The 20821-nt window shown below is 26.5% G+C and carries 22 protein-coding genes; 15 read left to right on the top strand and 7 right to left on the bottom strand.

Translation table 11 applies throughout. From position 1 onward, the window contains the following. Window positions 1-3: 3 nt before the first annotated feature. Both QZ288_RS03030 and QZ288_RS03025 read right to left on the bottom strand, forming a co-directional pair. Entirely contained in the window at window positions 4-861 is an 858-nt protein-coding gene (locus tag QZ288_RS03030) for a DUF368 domain-containing protein (protein ID WP_295154816.1), read from the bottom strand. Between the two features lie 25 nt (window positions 862-886). Next, window positions 887-1270, bottom strand: coding sequence for a RidA family protein (locus QZ288_RS03025; protein ID WP_295154814.1), 384 nt, complete (start codon window positions 1268-1270; stop codon window positions 887-889). Between the two features lie 186 nt (window positions 1271-1456). Here QZ288_RS03025 and aroE point away from each other — a divergent pair, with 186 nt between their 5' ends. After that, window positions 1457-2308: a shikimate dehydrogenase gene (gene aroE, locus QZ288_RS03020; RefSeq protein WP_295154812.1), complete on the top strand. Its 852-nt coding sequence runs from the start codon at window positions 1457-1459 to the stop codon at window positions 2306-2308. Window positions 2309-2348: 40 nt separating this feature from the next. Further along, window positions 2349-3104, top strand: coding sequence for a type I 3-dehydroquinate dehydratase (gene aroD / locus QZ288_RS03015; protein WP_295154810.1), 756 nt, complete (start codon window positions 2349-2351; stop codon window positions 3102-3104). A gap of 136 nt (window positions 3105-3240) precedes the next feature. Here aroD and QZ288_RS03010 read toward each other — a convergent pair whose 3' ends face one another. From QZ288_RS03010 to QZ288_RS03000, 3 genes are all read right to left on the bottom strand, one after another. Continuing rightward, window positions 3241-4053, bottom strand: coding sequence for an amino acid ABC transporter substrate-binding protein (locus QZ288_RS03010; protein WP_295154808.1), 813 nt, complete (start codon window positions 4051-4053; stop codon window positions 3241-3243). A 213-nt stretch (window positions 4054-4266) separates the two neighbouring features. After that, on the bottom strand, window positions 4267-5040 hold the full coding sequence (locus QZ288_RS03005) for an amino acid ABC transporter ATP-binding protein (RefSeq protein WP_295154806.1): 774 nt from the start codon (window positions 5038-5040) through the stop codon (window positions 4267-4269). Then, window positions 5024-5674, bottom strand: a complete 651-nt coding sequence (locus QZ288_RS03000) for an amino acid ABC transporter permease (RefSeq protein WP_295154804.1) — start codon at window positions 5672-5674, stop codon at window positions 5024-5026. Before QZ288_RS03000 ends, QZ288_RS03005 begins: the two co-directional genes overlap by 17 nt. Window positions 5675-6052: 378 nt before the next feature. Here QZ288_RS03000 and QZ288_RS02995 point away from each other — a divergent pair, with 378 nt between their 5' ends. After that, window positions 6053-7054 (top strand): C45 family autoproteolytic acyltransferase/hydolase, encoded by a 1002-nt coding sequence (locus QZ288_RS02995; RefSeq protein WP_295154802.1) that lies wholly within the window; start codon window positions 6053-6055, stop codon window positions 7052-7054. A 54-nt stretch (window positions 7055-7108) separates the two neighbouring features. Next, window positions 7109-8500, top strand: coding sequence for a DUF4132 domain-containing protein (locus tag QZ288_RS02990; protein WP_295154801.1), 1392 nt, complete (start codon window positions 7109-7111; stop codon window positions 8498-8500). 220 nt (window positions 8501-8720) lie between these two features. Here the strand turns inward: QZ288_RS02990 and QZ288_RS02985 are convergent, their stop codons facing one another. After that, on the bottom strand, window positions 8721-9470 hold the full coding sequence (locus QZ288_RS02985) for an SDR family oxidoreductase (RefSeq protein WP_295154800.1): 750 nt from the start codon (window positions 9468-9470) through the stop codon (window positions 8721-8723). Window positions 9471-9809: 339 nt separating this feature from the next. Here QZ288_RS02985 and QZ288_RS02980 point away from each other — a divergent pair, with 339 nt between their 5' ends. Together QZ288_RS02980 and lysA are read left to right on the top strand one after the other, a co-directional pair. Then, the gene (locus QZ288_RS02980; RefSeq protein ID WP_295154798.1) at window positions 9810-10709 is read left to right on the top strand and encodes a divergent polysaccharide deacetylase family protein; all 900 of its coding nucleotides are present in this window, start codon (window positions 9810-9812) and stop codon (window positions 10707-10709) included. Window positions 10710-10752: 43 nt separating this feature from the next. After that, window positions 10753-11991 (top strand): diaminopimelate decarboxylase, encoded by a 1239-nt coding sequence (gene lysA / locus QZ288_RS02975; protein ID WP_295154796.1) that lies wholly within the window; start codon window positions 10753-10755, stop codon window positions 11989-11991. A 36-nt stretch (window positions 11992-12027) separates the two neighbouring features. Here lysA and QZ288_RS02970 read toward each other — a convergent pair whose 3' ends face one another. Beyond that, window positions 12028-12450, bottom strand: a complete 423-nt coding sequence (locus QZ288_RS02970; protein WP_295154794.1) for a metal-dependent transcriptional regulator — start codon at window positions 12448-12450, stop codon at window positions 12028-12030. A 162-nt stretch (window positions 12451-12612) separates the two neighbouring features. On the opposite strand from QZ288_RS02970, the gene QZ288_RS02965 reads away from it, so the two are divergent. From QZ288_RS02965 to QZ288_RS02925, 9 genes are all read left to right on the top strand, one after another. After that, window positions 12613-13296, top strand: coding sequence for a response regulator transcription factor (locus QZ288_RS02965; RefSeq protein WP_295154792.1), 684 nt, complete (start codon window positions 12613-12615; stop codon window positions 13294-13296). A gap of 15 nt (window positions 13297-13311) precedes the next feature. Then, window positions 13312-15042: a HAMP domain-containing sensor histidine kinase gene (locus QZ288_RS02960; RefSeq protein WP_295154789.1), complete on the top strand. Its 1731-nt coding sequence runs from the start codon at window positions 13312-13314 to the stop codon at window positions 15040-15042. Between the two features lie 106 nt (window positions 15043-15148). Next, window positions 15149-15358, top strand: a complete 210-nt coding sequence (locus QZ288_RS02955) for a cation transporter (RefSeq protein ID WP_295154787.1) — start codon at window positions 15149-15151, stop codon at window positions 15356-15358. A 21-nt stretch (window positions 15359-15379) separates the two neighbouring features. Further along, window positions 15380-15958, top strand: coding sequence for a Holliday junction branch migration protein RuvA (ruvA, locus tag QZ288_RS02950; protein WP_295154786.1), 579 nt, complete (start codon window positions 15380-15382; stop codon window positions 15956-15958). 97 nt (window positions 15959-16055) lie between these two features. Beyond that, window positions 16056-16559 carry a GNAT family N-acetyltransferase gene (locus QZ288_RS02945; RefSeq protein ID WP_295154784.1) on the top strand — a complete coding sequence of 168 codons (504 nt, stop codon included), beginning with the start codon at window positions 16056-16058 and terminating at the stop codon, window positions 16557-16559. Between the two features lie 300 nt (window positions 16560-16859). Next, window positions 16860-17918 (top strand): ABC transporter ATP-binding protein, encoded by a 1059-nt coding sequence (locus tag QZ288_RS02940; protein WP_295154782.1) that lies wholly within the window; start codon window positions 16860-16862, stop codon window positions 17916-17918. Next, entirely contained in the window at window positions 17915-18724 is an 810-nt protein-coding gene (locus tag QZ288_RS02935; RefSeq protein ID WP_295154780.1) for an ABC transporter permease, read from the top strand. The genes QZ288_RS02940 and QZ288_RS02935 overlap by 4 nt, the downstream gene beginning before the upstream one ends. Window positions 18725-18753: 29 nt before the next feature. Next, window positions 18754-19563 carry an ABC transporter permease gene (locus QZ288_RS02930; RefSeq protein ID WP_295154778.1) on the top strand — a complete coding sequence of 270 codons (810 nt, stop codon included), beginning with the start codon at window positions 18754-18756 and terminating at the stop codon, window positions 19561-19563. A gap of 30 nt (window positions 19564-19593) precedes the next feature. Beyond that, on the top strand, window positions 19594-20796 hold the full coding sequence (locus QZ288_RS02925; protein WP_295154776.1) for an ABC transporter substrate-binding protein: 1203 nt from the start codon (window positions 19594-19596) through the stop codon (window positions 20794-20796). The last annotated feature ends 25 nt before the right edge of the window (window positions 20797-20821 follow it).

Raw genomic sequence — 20821 nt, 5'->3', positions numbered from 1 at the left:
TAATTATATTTTTTCCATAGCTATAGCAGCTAAGAAACCTGCACACATAGATATAACAGTAGAAGCAAGCATAGAAATACTTAAAGATGATATATTGGGCCATAAACTCAAAAATGATACTATTATAATACCTAAAACAAAGCCGAATAAAACAGATTTATATTTTTTAATGAGTATTGTTACAAGTTTTGATATTGTAAATATTCCTATAATAATACCAAGTCCTAAAAATACTAAAGGCATTAAGAGCTGAAAATTAAAAGTATCCAAAAATGAAGATATGAAGTATGATATATTTTCATATTCTCCAAGTATAAGCAGAAGCAAAGAACCTGATATTCCAGGTATAACCATAGCCACAGCAGCAGCTATGCCGCATAAAAAGAGCTTAATGCCGTAAATTATAGAAAAACCGCCCGAATAAGTTGTTTCTCCTATAGGCTTATTTATATCAAAATATACAAATACAGCCATAATAAAAGCACCTATAAAAAATGCTGTAAAAACTTTAAAATTAAACTCTTCCACTGTTTTAGTTATAAATGGAAAAGAACCTAATATAAGTCCTACAAAAAATATTCTTGTAGGTATAGGGTAATAAGTAAATGTATAATTAATAAGTTTTAAAAATAAAACTATAGAAATGATAGCTCCCAAAGCAACGGGAATTAGTATTTTAAGACTTTCTTTAATATCGTCCCATTTTAATTTTATTAATGCATTAGGCAAAATAGATATAGCATAAGTTAATTTTTCATATATTCCAAGCACAAAAGCTATAGTGCCGCCTGATACTCCGGGTATGGCATTGGCAATACCTATAGCCATTCCTTTTATAAAATATGATATATAGCCTCTCATAACTCTCCTTTAATTATTAATATAATTAGTTTATAACAGCAGTTATTTCAACTTCTACCAAAGCATCTTTAGGCAAAGATTTAACAGCAACTGTACTTCTTGCAGGAGGATTTTCTTGGAAATAAGAAGCATATACTTCATTGAAAGCAGCAAAATTACTCATATCAGTTAAAAAACAAGTAGTTTTAATAATATTAGACATAGTTAAATTTTCTGATTCTAAAAGACCTTTAATATTTTCCATTACTCTTTCTGTTTGTTTTTTGATATCATTTTCTTCCATATCTCCGCTTACAGGGTCTAAAGGTATCTGTCCTGAAGCAAAAATGAAATTACCGCTTTTTACTGCCTGAGAATAAGGTCCTATAGTTTTCGGAGCTTTATGCGTTTTGATAATCTTTTTTTCCATATATCGATTCTCCTTTCTTGTTTTATATATATAAATATTTTTTTACTTTTTATATTATGTTAATTATAATAATTTTTGTTAAAATATCAAGCAGTTTATATACTATTTTTTATTTATAATCTATATTTGACAATATTAAAAATTATAATATTATTACTAAAATTATAATGATAGGGTTTTATAAATATGACAATAAATTCAAAAACTACATTAATAGGATTATTTGCCTCGCCGTCAAAACATAGCATATCTCCTATTATGCATAATGAAGCTTTCAATAAACTAAATCTAAATTATGCTTATTTATCTTTTGAAGTCGATAAAAATAATTTGAAAGATGCTGTAAATGCTGTAAAAACTCTTAATATGAGAGGCGTTAATATATCAATGCCTAATAAAAAAGAGGTTATAAAGTATTTGGATAAAATTTCAAAATCAGCAGAACTTACTCAAAGCGTAAATACAATAGTTAATGATAACGGAATACTTACAGGACATAGTACTGACGGAGAAGGTTTTATAAAATCATTGGAAAATGAACAGATATTTATTAAAGATAAAAATATTATAATACTAGGCACAGGAGGAGCTTCAATTGCTATAATATCTCAGGCTGCATTATACAAGGCAAAAGAGATATATGTATTTAAAAGAGATACTAATTGGAATGAGCAGAAAAAAATTATAGATAATATTGCAGATAAAACTAATTGTTCTATAACTTTATACTCTTTGGAAGATAAAAAAACATTGAAAGCAAAAATAGAAAACAGCTGTATATTAATTAATGCTACAAGTGTAGGAATGAAAGAAGATATTTCTTTAATAGAAGATAAAACTTTTTTTAGAAAAGATCTTATAGTAAGCGACTGTATATACAGCCCTGCAAAAACTAAACTTCTAAAAATAGCAGAAAGAGAAGGATGCAGAATAATAAATGGAATGGGTATGTTATTATATCAGGGTGCTTTGGCTTTTGAACTTTGGACTAATGAAAAAATGCCGATAGAACATATAAAAAATATTGTATTTAAATAATAAAATTACTATAAAAAGCGTATGATTAAGGAAATTAGATATGGAAAAAAATATAGTAAAAATTAAAAATATTAAATTGGGTAATGAGATTCCTAAAATATGCATACCTATAGTTGAAAAAAATGAAAAAGATATAATCAAATATATAAAAGAAATAAGCAGACTCCCTGTTGATATTATGGAATGGAGGGCAGATTTTTTTATAGATAATATATCAAAATATAATAATAATTTTGAAGATATAATATCATTTTCAAAAGAAATTAAAAAGATAGCAAATAAGCCTATACTATTTACTTTAAGAAGCATAAAGGAAGGCGGTAATATTAAATATAATGAAAATATTATAAGTTTATATGAAAACATCATAGAAAATAAATGCTTTGAATTGATAGATTTAGAATTATTAACTATAAAAGAACCTGATTTAAAAAAGCTGATAAAATTATCAAATTCAAACAATATAAAAACTATAATATCTAATCATGATTTTAATAAAACACCTTCAAAAAAAGAAATAGTATCAAGAATAAGAAGAATGATAAAATTAAAATGCGATATAGCAAAAGTAGCATATATGCCTAAAAATAAAAAAGATGTTATTACCTTATTAGATGCTTCAAGCGAAATTAAAAATTTTCCTATAATAGCAATATCTATGGGAGATATTGGAGTTATAACTAGAATATTCGGTTCAGTACTTACATTCGCATCGGCAAAACGCTCATCTGCACCAGGACAAATAGAATCTATGAAACTTAAATATATATTAGACAGTATTTATTTAAAAAATTGAAATATATATATACATAAAAGGGAGCATATTATAATATATACTCCCTTTTTCATAAACAAAATATTATTTAAATTATATATAAGCTTTAAATAAATTATTATTAGATAAAAATAATTTATTTATAAAACAATATAAATTATTTCAAAACAATATCTTTAGAAAACCATTTTTCTGAAATCTCTGCAGCTTTGCCGTCAGCTTTCATTTCATCTAATATTCTATCAATTTCAGCTAAAAGCTCAGCATCAGATTTTCTAAATCCTATACCGTATAATTCCTCTGTTAAAGGAGCATTTTCTACAACTATAAAAGGTGCTTTTTTATCAGATATATAATACTGAGCTGCAACCTCATCTATAATAACAGCATCTATTCTTTTAGCCTGCAAATCTAAAAATGCATTTACATTAACATCATATCTTCTAATTTCTTTGGCATTTTTACTTGAAGGGTCTGCAGTTAAAGCTTCATCATTACTTCCAACCTGAACACCTAAAATTTTTCCTGCCAAATCATCTTTAGAATTTATTGAATCATCATCTACAGCCTTTACAATAATAAGCCTATTATTAAGATAAGGCTTTGAAAAATTAATCTGCTGTTTTCTAGCATCATTTATAGTAACTCCGTTCCAAAGAACATCAATATCGCCTTTATTTAAACTTAATATTGAGCTTGACCATTCTACAGGCTTTATTTCTAATTCAACTCCTAATCTGCTTGAAACTTCTCTTGCCAAATCTATATCAAAACCTACTACATCCCCGTTTTCGTCTCTAAATCCCATAGGAGCAAAAGTATCATCTAATCCTAATATTAATTTTCCTGAATCTTTTACTTTCTGCAATGAATTATCATTTTCAGAAGAGGCGTTTTTTGTATTATCACCTCCGCAGTTTATAATAAATACTGAAGCTATTAATAATAAAAATGTTAATATATGTTTCATAATTTTCTCCTTAAATATTTTGCAGATAATCTGAAAATATTTCTGTAATTTAATTAAATTTTATTAATGCATAACTTTATAATAAAAAAACTTTGCTGTTCATAAAATAAGCACTAATAATTTTTTTAATTACTATATATTGTATTACTATTAAAAAAAATGTCAATATTAACAGCATAATAATAAAAAAATTAAACTAATTATAATAACTTTTTACTTATGAAATATCTTATTTAAAAAATCTTTAATTCTGATATTGCTTTGATTATTAAAAAAATTATGAGAGGTATCTATTGCAGTAATTTTACCTTCGTCCATAAATGCTACATTAGTAGATAATTCATAAACAAAGCTCATTTCATGACTTACTATAATCATAGTCATTTTTTCTTTAGCAAGTTCTTTTAATACGGTAAGAACTTCTCCTATCAGCTCAGGGTCCAATGCAGAAGTAGGCTCATCGCAAAGTAAAATCTCAGGCTTCATAGCTAAAGCTCTGGCAATTGCAACTCTCTGCTTCTGTCCGCCTGATAATTCATTAGGATAACTGTCTTTTTTATGCTTAAGTCCTACACTATCAAGTAATTTTAATGCTTCTTCTACAGCCTCATCTCTATTATGCTTTTTTACTATAATAGGAGCTTCTATAATATTTTCTAATGCTGTTTTATGAGGAAATAAATTAAAATGCTGAAATATCATACCTATCTTTTCTTTACGTTTCATAAAATCAGAATGCAAAATATTAAGAGACTTTTCTCCTTCCCTTTTACAGAATAAAACTTCATTATCTATATAAACCTCTCCGTAATCAGGCTCCTCTATCTGTATAATATTTCTTAAAAGAGAACTTTTTCCAGCTCCTGAAGGACCTATAATAGAAAGTATATCTCCTTTATTTACTGTAAATGATACGCCGTTTATAGCTGAAGTGCCTTTATAATTTTTTTTTATGTTTACAACTTTTAAATTAGTTTCTGATAACATATTTTTTCTCCAATTGCCTGAATACCAATACAAGAACAGAAGTAAATAATAAATATATGATAGCCGCTATTAAAAAAGGAAGAAGTTTATAATCTCTTGTAAGTATCTGCCTTGCATGAAGCATCAAATCTCCTATGCCTAGAACTATAACCAAAGCAGTATCTTTAACCAAATTAATAGCTTCATTAGAAAGAGGAGGAAGAACTCTTCTCACAGCCTGAGGAAGAATTATTCTAGTCATAATCTGCCTATAATTTAAATTAAGTGCAAAACCTGCCTCATACTGCCCTTTCTCTATACTTTCAATACCCGCTCTGAATATCTCCATAAGATAAGCTGAATAATTAAGGACAAAAGTTATTACCGCAGATGTAAATGCAGGAAAAGCTATCATATTATTAGTTATAAGAGGAAGTCCGTAATAAAAAAATATTAACTGAAGTATTAACGGAGTGCCTCTGAATATCCAAGCATATATATCAAAAATATACCTTATGAACTTAGGAGAACTAAACTGCAAAGCTGCAAAAATCATAGATAATGGAATTGAAAATATCGCTGTTACAAAGTAGAGAGATAAAGTTATATATGTTCCTTTAAGCAGATATAAAGTAGTAGATATTATATAATCCATAAATAAAAACCAATAATTTTAAAGTTATTTGTCAAAATAGCATTATAATACTATTTGTAAAAATATCAATAAAAAAGACTGAACATTATTTTATTATAATGGATTTTATATATAAGTTTATTATAGTTTTATATAAGAAGTTTATTATAATTTTAAATATACAAAAAAATTATAAATTTGATAATATATTTTAATCTTTTTTGTTTAAATAAAAAATGCATTCATATTTTTTTATAACTTCAATCTGCTTTTTTTATAACTTCAATCTGCCCGCTCACAAGCCCACATAATTATATAAATTTTTTTATTCATATTTACTTTAAATTTTTATTATGATACTTTTTATAATATAGGTTTATAACTACTGAGGAGTATAAAATGTATCATTCAAGATTTAAAGGCTGTCATTATGAAGCAGGATTTAAATACGGAAGAATGCTTGCCAGAAATAATATTAATATATTAGACAAAATAAAAATATCAAATGAGAGAAAAGATTTTGCTAAAAAATGCATACCTATATACAGTAAATATTTTCCAGAGATAATAGAAGAAATAAAAGGAATATCTAAAGGACTAAATACAAATAAAATATGTTATAAGGATATATGCGGATTTTTATTTACAATATATGCATTTACTTTTGATAATAAATGTTCTTGTTTTGCTTTTAAAACTGATAATGATATAATACTTGCAAAAAACAGCGATTTTTTAAAAGATATAAAAGACTGCTCTGACAGTATGTATTATAAATTAAATAGCTCGTATTCATTTATAGGAAATACAACAGCATTTATAGAAATGGAAGACGGTATAAATGAAAAAGGACTTGCTGCAGCATTAACTTTTGTATACCCAACAAAGATAGATTACGGATTCAATGCTGGAATGATAATCAGATATATTTTAGAGAAATGCAGTACTGTTTATGAAGCTTTGAAATTTTTAAAAGAGATTCCTATATCCTCAGCACAGAATATAATATTAGCAGATAAAAACGGAAATATTGCCTTAATAGAATGTAATTGCAGAAAAATAGAAATAATAAAAAATGATTATGTGTTTATATCAAACCATTTTATAAGCAAGTCAATGAAAGAATATAATACCGATATTGAAGATGATATTTATTCTAATGAAAGATATATTACTATGAAAAATGCATTTGAAAATCTAAATTATCATTATAATTTGGATTTTGCTTATAAATTACTTTCAGGTAAATTTGGTTTTTTATGTCAGTATAATAAAAAACTTAATTATGATACCATTTGGTCTGCTGTATACTCAGTAAAAACAAAAAAAATATATATAGCAGACGGTAATCCGTCAAGAAAAAAATTTAAAGAAGATAAGAGATTAAAGTTTGAATATTGATTTTTTTTTATAAATAATGTATTTTTCTTTCAAAATTATTTTCAAGGATTTATTATGCCGCTTTCATTAGAAGAAATTAATAGTATGGTAGAAAAAAATTATAATAAAAAATTTGATAAAACTACTTCATTTATAAATGATGATTTAATATCAAATGTTCTTATAAAAGATAAAAGCAGCGTTGTTTCAAGCAAAGTGATAAGATATATTTTAGGGGAATATTTAGATATAAAAGATGCTTATAGATTAAGAAATGCTGATATAATAGGCTATTCTTTGGATAATGAAAGTTTAAGCGAAGCACTTGAGAATGTATATAAAGTATGGAATGAAGATAATAAAACCAAATCGATACTTTATCCTTACTGCATATTTGCAAATAATATACAGCTTGATAATTTGTATAAAAGAGCTGCAAGTATTGCAAGTTCAAGATTCAAATTAGCCTGCCATATGTTTGGGGCTATAGCTCTAAGCGGCACTAAAAAAGGCTTAGGGCTCGTTTATGATGCCTCAAAAAAATTCAAACAATCAAGCGTAAAAAATGCATGTTCTGCTATTTTAGATGATATGTCAGGCATCTTAAAAATAAGCAAAGAGGCTTTCATCGATAAAATTATACCTGATTTTGATTTTAATAAAGATGGAATTAGAATTATAGAAAGCGATGATAAAAAATTCAAAATAACATTGAAATCAGATTTTACTATATCTATATTTGATGAGATAAAAAATAAAGAATATAAAACATTGCCTAAAGATTTCCCGCAGACGCCGAAAAAAGAATTATCAAAATTGAAAAGCGAAATTAATAAAATGATTAAAACCCAATCAGAGCGTCTGCAGTTGGTATTAATGAATGGAAGAAAATGGACTTTAAAAGAATGGAAAGAAGTATTTTGCGATAATCCTTTTATGAAGACATTTGCAGTTAAGCTTATTTGGGGAATATATGATAAAGATAATAAATTATTAAATACTTTTAGGTATATGGAAGACGGTTCATTTAATAACAGCGATGATGAAGAAATATCTATACAAGATGATGATTTAATCACTTTATTAAGTCCTATAGAAACAGATAAAACTGAAATAGAAAAATGGAATAATCAGCTTTATGATTATGATATAACACAGCCTTTCAATCAATTATCATTAGAAACTTTAAACGAATTAATTGAAAGGATACCTTATGATACAACAGTTGGAAATATAAGAAATGCAGCATTAAAGCTTGGTATGGATAAAAATTACGGAGACGGCGGCTGTATTGACTGTTATTCTTTATATGATTCATATAGTGAGGCTTCTATTATTATAGAAGTGTCGAATATGTCCTTTGACTCCCAAGCCTCAGATGAAACCCATATAGAAATATCTTTTAAAAATTCTGATGATAGATTTAAGTATGGGGCTTATTTAGTATTATCCGATTATTTAAAATAACAATTTTATCAATATATGCCTTAATAATATAATAAAAAAAATATTAAGCTATTGTTAATTTAAGTAAAAAAAATTTAAATATTATTAAGGCGGGTATTATAATAAAAAAATAAATTTTATTAATATGTACAGATTGATGTATTATATTTATACGGCGGAGAATTAGAATAAATTTAAAACTTTACTTTTGGCAATTTTTTAATTATTTAAATATAATAAATTAAATATCTAATCTCCAGCCCTCATCATTATGATATATCATAAGTTTTGTCATTCCTCCGTCTGCAATTATATTTTCTCCGTTTATAAAATCATTATTGCAAAGAAACCAAGCAATACTGGCTATATCAGAAGTTTTTCCAATCCTAGCACTAGGATGCTGAAATATATCCTCATTACTAAATGAAGCATTTTCAATAGTATTAATCCAGCCCGGACTAATTGAATTAACTCTTACTTTATGAGATAAACTTACTGCCATAGAATGTGTTAAAGCTATAACAGCACCTTTAGCAGCACTGTAGCTTTCACTATCTTTCTGCGACATAAAAGCCCTTGTAGAAGCTATATTTATTATGCAGGAATTATCATTAAAATAATTCATCAGATTTTTTGTAATCTCATAAGGAGCTGCAGCACCTATTTTTAAAATTTCTAAAAAATCATCATAACTGCATCTGCTTAAAAGTCCTTTATTTGAATAGCATGCATTATTTATCAAATAATCTGCATTTCCGAATTTTTCTATTATTTTATCAGTAAATAATTTTATAGATTTTTCATTATTAATATTATCATTTATAAATAAACATTCTCTGCCCATATCTTTTATCTGCTTATATACTTTCAAACCATTTTCATTATCTTTATCGATAAAAGCTATATCGCAGTTATTTTCAGCAAATAATAATGCAATTTTCTTTCCTATGCCATTTGATGCACCTGTTATGATACAAATCTTATTTTTCATTTTTATAACTCCTATTATAAATTATATAAAGACAGAACGAAGTTTTATATTAAGTTTTAACTGCCTTTTATAAACATTATTTTTTATAAAAGAAGCATAATAAATTTTATAGTATATATTGTCAAGTTATAATTACAGTAATTATAAGCAGATATTTCAGCAGGTATTTCAATAGAAAAAATTAAAATTACAAAGTATTATAAATAAATATTATACAAATTTTAAATGTTTATTTCTCTATATTATAATTCTTAAACATAATAGCTATTAAGCAATAATTGACTTTTATTATTATTTAACATATCATTAGCACATTATTTTTTCTGTAATGATTTTTTTATGAAAAATATATTTATTTTTATACTTTCATTTATTTTAGTATTAATATTTGCTTTTACTTTTATTAAAGTTAAAGAGAATTATAATATAAATTTTAAATATTCAAATAATTCTTATAATAATAAAAACAATATAAAAAATAATACAATAGAAAAAGATTTAGATGATATATTCCATTCAGCAGATATAAATGCCCCGAATATAGCAAAACCCATATTAAATAAAGTAAATGAATACAGCAATTATATAAGCATAATAATAGATGACAGCGGCAATACTTTGGATAATTTGAATAGATATTTTGATTTGGCAAATGAATATAATATAACCTTCGCAGTTCTTCCTGATTCTTCTCATAGCATTGATTTTTCTTATGAGGCTTATCTACGCAATGTTAATGTTATTTTGCATATTCCTATGGAAGGCAGCAGAAGTTTCGGAGAGCATACTATAATAAAAAGAGGAATGAATAAAGATGAAATTTACAGATTATTGGATTATTCATTTTCAAAAGTTCCTTATGCTATAGGAATGAATAATCATACAGGTTCTTTGGCAAGCTCTGATGAAAATATAGTTTCTTATATGCTTGATTATGCTAAAAATAATGATAAATATTTTATTGATTCATATACTTCATCTGAAAGTTTAATATATGATATGGCTTTAGAATATGGTGTAAAAACGGCAAGAAGATCTGTATTTTTAGATAATGAAAGAGATTATTCTTCTATAATGAAGCAGTGGAGAAAATTAATTGATATTTCAAAGGAGTACGGCATTGCAATTGGAATAGGGCATTATCAAAGCGAAGAAACATTAAAAATTCTTGAATATAATATGCCTATTTTGAAAGATGAGGGAATTACTGCTGTAAATATAACAGAAGTTTTATATTAATATAGTGAATAAAAAATAAATAAAATTAGGAGAATTATTTATAATGATTGAATATAGGAATAATATATTAATGTGCGAAGATATTGATATTAGAGAACTTGCTGAAATTTATGAAAGTCCTTTTTATATTTATTCAAGAAATGATATTTTGAATAAAATAAGATTTTTGAAAGATATATTTTCTTCTTTGAATGATGTACTAATAGCTTATGCTGTTAAGGCTGAAAATAATTTATCTATACTAAAAATGATGATTGAAGAGGGAATAGGTGCAGATGTAGTATCAATCGGCGAAATTTTAAAATATATAAAGGCTGGAGGAAAGCCTCATAATATAGTGTTTTCGGGTGTGGCTAAAACTAAAGAAGAGATAAAAAAATCAATAGAACTTAATATAAAACGTTTTAATATAGAGTCTATTCCTGAGGCTGTAAGAATAAATGATATAGCTAAAGAATTAAAAAAAAGAGTAAAATGTTCTATAAGAGTTAATCCTAATGTTGATGCTCATACTCATCAAAAGATAACTACAGGTATAAACGGCAATAAATTCGGCTTAAGTATTAAAACTATAAAAGAGAATGCTGAATTATTAAAATCTTTGGATAATATAGAAATTGAATCATTATCAATGCATATAGGCTCTCAAATGACAGATGCAGAACCTTTTTATAAAGCTATTTTAGTTATGAAAGATTTAATAGAAGAAATTAAAAATATGGGATTTAATATTACAGATATAGATATAGGCGGAGGTTATGGAGTAAGATATAATAGAGATAACTTAGGATTTGATTTTGATAAATTCAAAACAGAAAGCATTAATTTATTAAAAGAAATGAATTTAAAAGTTACAACAGAACCTGGAAGATATTTTACAGCGGAATCAGGAGCTTTGATAATGAGAGTTGAATATGTCAAAGAGGAGCTTGGAAGAAAATATATTATATTAGACGGCGGAATGAATGATTATATAAGAGCTGCTATGTATGATGCTTATAATGAAATATATCCTTTAGTAAAAAAAGAAAATGTTTCAAATTATGATTTTGCAGGTCCTATATGCGAAAGCTCAGATTTTTTTGCTTATAACAGAGAATGTTCAGAGTTAAAAGAGGGAGATTATGCTGCTTTACTTGATGCAGGTGCTTACGGATTTAGTATGGCAAGCAATTATAATTCAAGACCTTTAATATCTCAGATTATGATTGATAAAGATAAGCATTATATTATAAGAAAAAAACAGACTTTTGAAGATATGATAAAAGATGAAATAATATAATTTAGATAATTTTTTTTAATTCTTTATTAGAATAAATTAATTTTTATTGGAATTATTAAATATATTTTCTTTTTTGCAGTATCCGCAAAGAAACTCTTTAAATTTATGCACAGTATCTCTGCTCATAGCATGTTCTATTAAACAGGCTTCTTCATCAGCTATTTTTTCATCTACATCAAGCACTTTTGTAAGAAAATAGTAGAATATAGCATGTCTTTCTGCAATATCTTTTCCTATAGCTCTTCCTGATTCTGTAAGTTCAATATCTCCGTAATGCTCATGCTTGATATGTCCCAATTTTGAAAGAGTTTTTATTGCAGTATTAACACTTGCCTTAGAACGTTTTACCAAATCAGCAATATCCGTTATTCTAATAGATTCTTTAAAGTTTTTTTCTACTTCAAGATTGTAGATAGTTTCTAAATAGTTTTCTAATATAGGAGTTATTTCCTGCTTCATATCAATGATTTTAATATAAAAATATTATAAGTCAATATTTAAATATATATTTTTTACATTAGATAAAATATAAAATTTTGACAAAATATATTTTTTATATTATATTATATATATTATATAATTTTTAAAATTTAATAATAAAATTTTTTTGGCAGATTTATTATGAATAAAGAACTTATTTACTCAGTAGAAGATGATGATAATATCAGAGATTTAATTAAATATACAGTTGAAGAGGCTGGATATACTATAGAATGTTTTTCAAACGGCAATGATATGCTTGAAGCATTAAAAAAACATACTCCAAATTTGGTGCTTCTTGATATAATGCTGCCTGATATAGAAGGCACAGAAATATTAAAAATCATTAGAACAGATTATGCACATCTTCCTATTAAGGTAATAATGCTTACAGCAAAAAGTAATGAGATAAATATTGTTACAGGGCTTAATTTGGGTGCTGATGATTATATACCTAAGCCTTTTTCTGTATTAGAGCTTCTTGCCAGAATCAGAGCAAATTTAAGAAAAAAAGATACAAGATTGGATGCAGAAGAACTTACACTTGGAGATATAAAACTTATTGTAAAGAAGAGAAATGTATTTGTAGGAGAGAGACAAGTTGTTTTAACTCAAAAAGAATTTGATTTGCTTAAGCTTTTAATGGAAAATTCTAATAATGTAGTAGACAGAGAAACTATGCTTGAAGAAGTATGGGGTTCTGATCATGCTATGGAAACTAGAACTATCGATATGCATATAAAGTCAATAAGACAAAAATTAGATTTAACTAAAGAAAATATTATAACTGTTAGAGGTATGGGCTATAAATTGACAGATGCATAATAATTTTACTTAAATATGATTAAGAATATATTTTATAAATCATTACTCATTTTAATACTTTCAAGTGCTTTGATGTTTATAGGCATACTATTTACTGTTCAGCATAATAATATTATGTACAGTCAGGCTATGATAGAAAATATTATAGATATGCTTGAAAAAGAAATTGACTTATATGATGTACAGACAGAAGATGCTTTTAAAAAATTCGTACTTCAGTCAGATAGAGAGGAATTAAGAATCAGCATAATATCTACTAATGGAATTGTAGTAGCTGATACCATTACAAATATATCAGACAATCATACAAATAGAAGCGATGTTATAAAAGCATTGCATAGCACAGAAAATAAGCCCGCTTTTTCTATAAATACTTCTATTAGCCAGAAAACTCCTTATATATATGTATCAAAAAAAATTAAGGCTGATGATAATAAAGATTATATACTTAGGGTTTCAGTTCCTATAGAATCTGTCAATAAATATTTGATAAGTTTTTTATTCACAGCTGCTATGGTTATAGGAATAGTTGTTATAATTATGGCTTTTGTTCTTCCTTTGATGAGCCGTAATATTATGATTCCTTTCTATATGATAAAAGAAATGCTTGATAATATATATGATAATAAATCTGCTGCAGCGAAAAATTTGACAGGATATGATGATATAAATGCTATTTTATATGATATAAATGAGCTTGCTGTAAATTTGAATGAAAATATTACAGGTTATCAGACAGAAAAAGAAAAACTCAATTATGTACTTGAAAATATAGCACAGGGCATTATAGCTGTTAATAAAAATAAAGAGATATTTTTTATTAATCAGTATGCTTTAGATTTGCTTGAAATTTCAGACAGTAATATAAAAAAATTAAATGAAATAATAAAAGATGAAGATGTAATAGAAAAGATAGATAATGCAATAGAATCAATCAAATTCTCAAAATTTGATGTTAAAGAACATACTATGGATATAGAAATAAGCATTATACCTATAAGAAATAATAAGAATATATCAGCTTTAATCAAATTTGAAGATGTTACAGATATAAGAAAGATTGAAATAGAAAAACAGGACTTCTTTATTAATGCTTCACATGAATTAAAAACTCCTCTTACCTCTATAATAGGATATTCTGAACTTCTTATTGCTACAGGAGGCGGAAAGAATCAGGCAGATTTCATTAAGAGAATTAATAATGAAGCACTTAGAATGAAAGATTTGGTTATTGATATGCTCACATTAAGCAGAATAGAAGCTAATTGGAAAGAAACTATTGATGAGGAAATAGATATTAAAGATGTTGTTCTTGATGTATTTGAAAGCAATAAAATAAAAGCTGAAAAGAGAGCTATAAATGTACAGTTAAATCTTGAGTCTGCTGTTATAATGGCTAATAGAGAAAAGATTACCGAAGTTATTAATAATTTAATTGACAATGCTATAAAATATACTGATGATGAAGGAAATGTAGATATATATTTGAAAAATGATTCTAATAAAGCTATATTTACAGTAAAAGATACAGGCTGCGGAATAGCTCCTCAGTATTTAAATAGAATTTTTGAAAGATTTTTCAGAGTTAAAAATAATAAATATTTAAAAATTAACGGCACAGGGCTCGGACTTACGATAGTAAAAAATATATGCAATTATTATAATGCTGATATACATATAAAAAGCGAAGAAAATGTGGGTACTGAAATGACTGTGGAATTTAATTTATATAAAAAAGAAGCTTAAAAATAGTTAAATATAATAAAAAAATATAAAAAATAAGTTAAATATTATTGAAAAATACCCTTATATAGTATATTATTATTAGATAATCAAAACAAAGGAGCAAAAAATGAAAAATGTTACTATAAAAATAAAAGGTATGGGATGTCAAAATTGTGTTAATGCAGTTAATGAAGAATTAAGTTCTTTAGAGGGAATAAGCAAAGTTAATGTGAGTTTAGAAAATGCTTGTGCTGAAGTTGAATATGATGAGACTAAAGTAAATACTGATAAAATGCTTGAGGCAATAAAAGAATTAGAATACGAACCTAGTTTATAATATTTATGTTTGCTTTTGTTTATGTTTGCTTTTATAGAAGGTAAAGTACATATAATATCAGAAGGTATCATTGCTCTTCTTTGTAATGGCGTGGGATATGAGATTATAGTATCAAAAAATATGAATATAAAAAATGATGATAATATAAGACTTTATACAAAACTTATACATAGAGAAGATGCTATGATACTTTATGGGTTTCTCACAAGAGAAGAAAAGAATATGTTTAATACTCTGATATCTGCTTCGGGTGTAGGACCGAAATTGGCTATGGAAATACTTTCTACCTATTCAATAAATGATCTTATGCATATACTTTTTAATAAGGATATAAATTTACTTAAAAAAGTATCAGGTATGGGAGTAAAAAAGGCTGAAAAACTTTTATTTGAGCTTAGAGATAAAATAGAAAAAATCGATATTAATATTTCAAAATCTTCAGTTAATAATGATAACGAAAGCGATGTTATAAAAGCTTTGATATCATTAGGTTTTTCAAATAATGAAGCTGTTAGGGCTTTATCTTCTATAGAAAATAAAGAGAATATGTCTGCAGAAGATTTGATAAGCAATGCTTTAAGAAATCTCAGCAGTTTATAATTTTTTATCAAAATATAAAAAATAAATAATTGAAAATTACTTATTATAGATATATAATTTTGCTTAATAATAATCATTATTATAAGAGGTATAATTAATGGATATAGATATAAAAAAAGCAGAATTAAAAGATGTTTTTGATATAAGCAAGCTTCACGCTATATGCTGGAAAGATACATATAAAAATATTATACCTGATTCATATTTAAAAAATATATATTTAGATGATTGGTGCGAAGAGTTTGAAGACGGCATTAATAATAAAACTAGAGAAGCACATATAGCATACATTGATGATAAGCCTATAGCAGTTATTTCTCATGGTAAAAGCAGATGCGATATGGAAGGTTATGGAGAAATAATATCATTATATGTACATCCTATATATCAGTGTTCAGGTATAGGAAGTCTGCTGCTTGAGCATGCTGTAAAATATATAAAAGGCTTAGGATATAATAATATATGTCTTTGCGTTTTTGATAAAAATGAAAGGGCTAAAAAATTTTATGAAAAGAACGGATTTAAAGATTCCGGCAAAAAAAATACTCTTAAAATAGAAAATGAAGATATAGAAGAAAATGTTTATATTTATAGTATTTAAAAAATAATTTTATATATATATTATTAAACAAAAAAATTATAATATAGTATTGACATTATTTATATTTATATTATAGTGAAAGACAATAAAAAATGATTATGCAATAGCTCGAGTAATAGATATTCTTTGCAGGTGTATCTGTTGACTAAGAAAGGCTTATTAATAGTTATCATCTATAAATTAGCTAGAACGAAAAAAACCCTATGCGGGTAAGCGACGAGTAAACTGCGTTTTATACGTTAAATGTATATACGTAATTTTACGGAGGCTATTGCAAATATACGCATAGGGAGTCGTTGTATGAGCGATAATATTATCGTGTCTTTAAAAAATATAAATGTTTCCTACGATGAAAATACAATATTAGAAAATCTCAATCTTAATATCAAAGATAAAGAATTTTTAACTCTTTTAGGTCCTTCAGGCTGCGGCAAAACTACTATATTAAGAACTATAGCAGGTTTTATAAAGCCTAATTCAGGAGAGGTGCTTTTTGACGGTAAAGTTATAAATGATACTCCTCCTTACAAAAGAGAAGTTAATACTGTTTTTCAGCGATATGCATTATTTCCTCATCTTAATGTTTTTGAAAATATTGCATTCGGACTTAATTTAAAAAATGTTCCTAAATCAGAAATTAAAGACAGAGTTTATCAAATGCTTAAAATGGTTAATTTAGAAAATTACGGCAGCAGAAATATTAACAGACTTTCAGGCGGACAGCAGCAGAGAGTAGCCATTGCAAGAGCACTTATTAATAAGCCTAGAGTTCTTCTTCTTGATGAGCCTTTGGGAGCATTGGATTTAAAACTTAGAAAGGAAATGCAAATAGAATTAAAGAAAATTCAGCAGTCATTAGAAATCACTTTCGTATATGTAACTCATGATCAGGAAGAAGCATTAACAATGAGCGATACGGTTGCTGTTATGAAAGACGGCGAAATACTGCAGATTGGCACTCCTGAAGATATATATAATGAACCTAAAAATGCATTTATAGCCGACTTTATAGGAGAGAGCAATATTATAGACGGTATAATGCATGATGATTATGTTGTAGAGTTTGCAGGATATGTATTTGACTGCGTTGATAAAGGATTTGAAAAGCTGGAAAAAGTTGATGTTGTTATTCGCCCTGAAGATATTATAGTAGTGCCTGCTGATAATGCTAATATATCGGGATTGGTAGAATCAGCCATATTTAAAGGCGTACATTTTGAAATGATACTTGATGCACATGGATATAAATGGATAATACATTCTACAGAGAAATGGGAGGCTGGTACTGAAATAGGAATAGATATTGCTAAAGAAAATATACATATTATGAAAAAAACTGAAGAAGAGGTGATGATATGAAAACAAAGATACCTGCTGTACCATATTTAATTTGGACATTAGTTTTTGTATTAGTTCCTCTTATTTTAGTTATATATTTTGCTTTTACAGATCAAAGCGGAAATTTCACTCTTAATAATTTTGCTAATGTTACAGCATTTACCCCTGTTATAATACGCTCTGTAATACTTGCTGCTGCTGCTACTATTATATGTCTGATTTTAGCATATCCACTTTCTTTTTATATATCAAGGCAGAATAAAACTATTCAGCATGCTTTGATAATGCTTGTAATGCTTCCTATGTGGATGAATTTCCTTCTTAGAACTTATGCTTGGATGACTATACTTGAAAATAACGGCGTTATTAATAGAATGCTTATATTTATGGGATTTTCTCCTTTAAAACTTATAAATACTCAGGCAGCAGTATTAATAGGAATGGTTTATAATTGTCTTCCATTTATGATACTTCCTCTTTATTCTATAATGACTAAAATACATCAAAGTTTAATAGAAGCATCTCAGGATTTGGGAGCTAATTCTTTTAATGTTTTCAGTAAAATAATATTTCCATTAAGTCTTCCCGGTATGGCGGCAGGCGTTACTATGGTGTTTGTAGCGGCTGTAAGCACATTTGTAATTTCCCGTATGCTCGGAGGATCCAATATTCTTATAGGCGATTTGATAGAAATGCAGTTTTTAGGTATGTCTTATAATCCTAATTTAGGCTCTGCTATAAGTTTAGTATTAATTGTAATATCTTTATGTGCTATTATGCTTATGCAGCAGGTAGATGATGAAGATGTTGATGGTATGTTTTTATAATTTTAATAATGGATAAAGGATATGCCGTTATGTTAAAGAAAATATTTTCAAGAGTGTATATATCTTTTATATTTTTATTTTTATATGCCCCTATAGCTATACTGATTTTTTTCTCTTTTAATAAAGCCAGAGGAAGAGGAGTATTTACAGGCTTTACTTTGCATTGGTATAAAGAATTATTTTCTAATGATTTAATACTAAGTTCATTTCTTAATACTATAATAGTGGCGGCAGCTTCATCTATACTTGCTACTATATTAGGAACAGCTGCAGCTATTGGTATAAATGGTTTTAATAAAAAAATGAAAAATGCTGTTATGGGCATTACTTATATATCTATAATAAATCCTGAAATTGTAACAGGAATATCTTTAATGCTTTTATTTGTAATAATGAAATTAAAATTCGGCTTTACAACTTTGATTTTAGCACATATAACTTTTAATGTTCCTTATGTTATATTAAATGTTCTGCCGAAATTAAGACATCAGGATAATAGCTTGTATGAAGCTGCATTAGATTTGGGCTGTACTCCTTCAATGGCTTTTTGGAAAGTTGTTATACCTGATATACTTCCCGGAATACTTGCAGGTTTTTTGATGTCATTAACTTATTCATTAGATGATTTTGTAGTGAGTTATTTTACTTCTGGAATTACATCTCAGACTTTGCCTATAACCATTTATTCTATGACTAGAAAAAGAGTAAGCCCTGAAATTAATGCTATATCTACTGTTATATTCATAATTGTGCTTATAAGCCTTATTATTGTAAATTTAAAAGAGATAAAAAAAGAAAAATATTTGATGCAGTTAAAAAGAAAAATAAATAAATATTAATAAAGTATTTAAATTAAAGGAGAATATAAAATGATAAAAAAAATTTTTGCCTTTTTAATGTTAATTATTATAGCGGCAAACGGACAGACTTTTGAACTTATAAAATTTGATGAAAATTATTATCATAAATATAAGGGAGAGAATTTATCCATTAATGTTTATAATTGGGGAGAATATATATCAGACGGCTCAGAAGGATCATTAAATGTAAACAAAGCATTTGAAGAGCTTACTGGAATAAAAGTTAATTATTCTACTTTTGCATCTAATGAAGAGATGTATATAAAGTTAAAAGTGGGAGGAATTCAGTATGATATTATTATACCTTCAGATTATATGATTGAAAGACTTATAAGAGAAAATTTAGTAAGGAAATTAAATTTTAATAATATACCAGCTTATACTAATATATCTAAAAGATTTACAAATCTTCCGTTTGACCCTACAGGGGAATATTCTGTGCCTTATACTTGGGGAGTAACAGGAATAATTTATAACAGACAATTAGTAGATGAAGATGAAAAAGATATAGATTGGAAAATACTTTTTGATGAAAAATATAAAGGACAAATACTTATGTATTATAACCCTAGAGATGCTTTTGGGGTAGCAGAGGCATATTTAGGTTATTCTCTAAATACATCTAATGAAATGCAGTTAAGAGAATGTGCAAAAATTTTAAAGCAGCAAAAACCTTTAGTACAGTCTTATGTAATGGATGAGATATATGATAAAATGGAATCAGGAGAGGCTTCTATAGGAGTTTATTATGCAGGAGATTCTTTATCTATGATTGAAAGCAATCCTGATTTAAACTTTGTTATACCTGAAAAAGGTGCTAATCTATTTGTAGATTCTATATGCATACCTTCTTCTTCAGCTTATCCTGAATTGGCAGAAATGTATATTAATTTTTTATCAGAACCTGAAATAGCTTTGGCTAATATAGAGTTTATTAATTATGCATCTCCTAATGAAGGAGCTATTAATATAATGAACAGCAAAACTAAAAATAATAAAATAATATACCCAGAGCAGAGAATTTTAGATAACTGCGAGGTTTATATAACTTTGCCTGATGAAGCTAATATATTAATGGAAGATTTATGGAATGAAATTCTTTCTAATGATTCTACATATAAAGGCTGGACAATACCTGTTTCTTTGGGTATTATAGTACTGCTATGCATTGTTATTATAGTGCTTCGTAAAATGAGAAAAAGAGATAATTAATATTTTATAAATCCAAGTATATTAA

The organism is uncultured Brachyspira sp. (assembly GCF_910578695.1).
Taxonomy (GTDB): domain Bacteria; phylum Spirochaetota; class Brachyspiria; order Brachyspirales; family Brachyspiraceae; genus Brachyspira.
The sequence above is the reverse complement of the archived record's forward strand: the minus strand, read 5'-3'. Positions and strand labels throughout refer to the sequence as shown.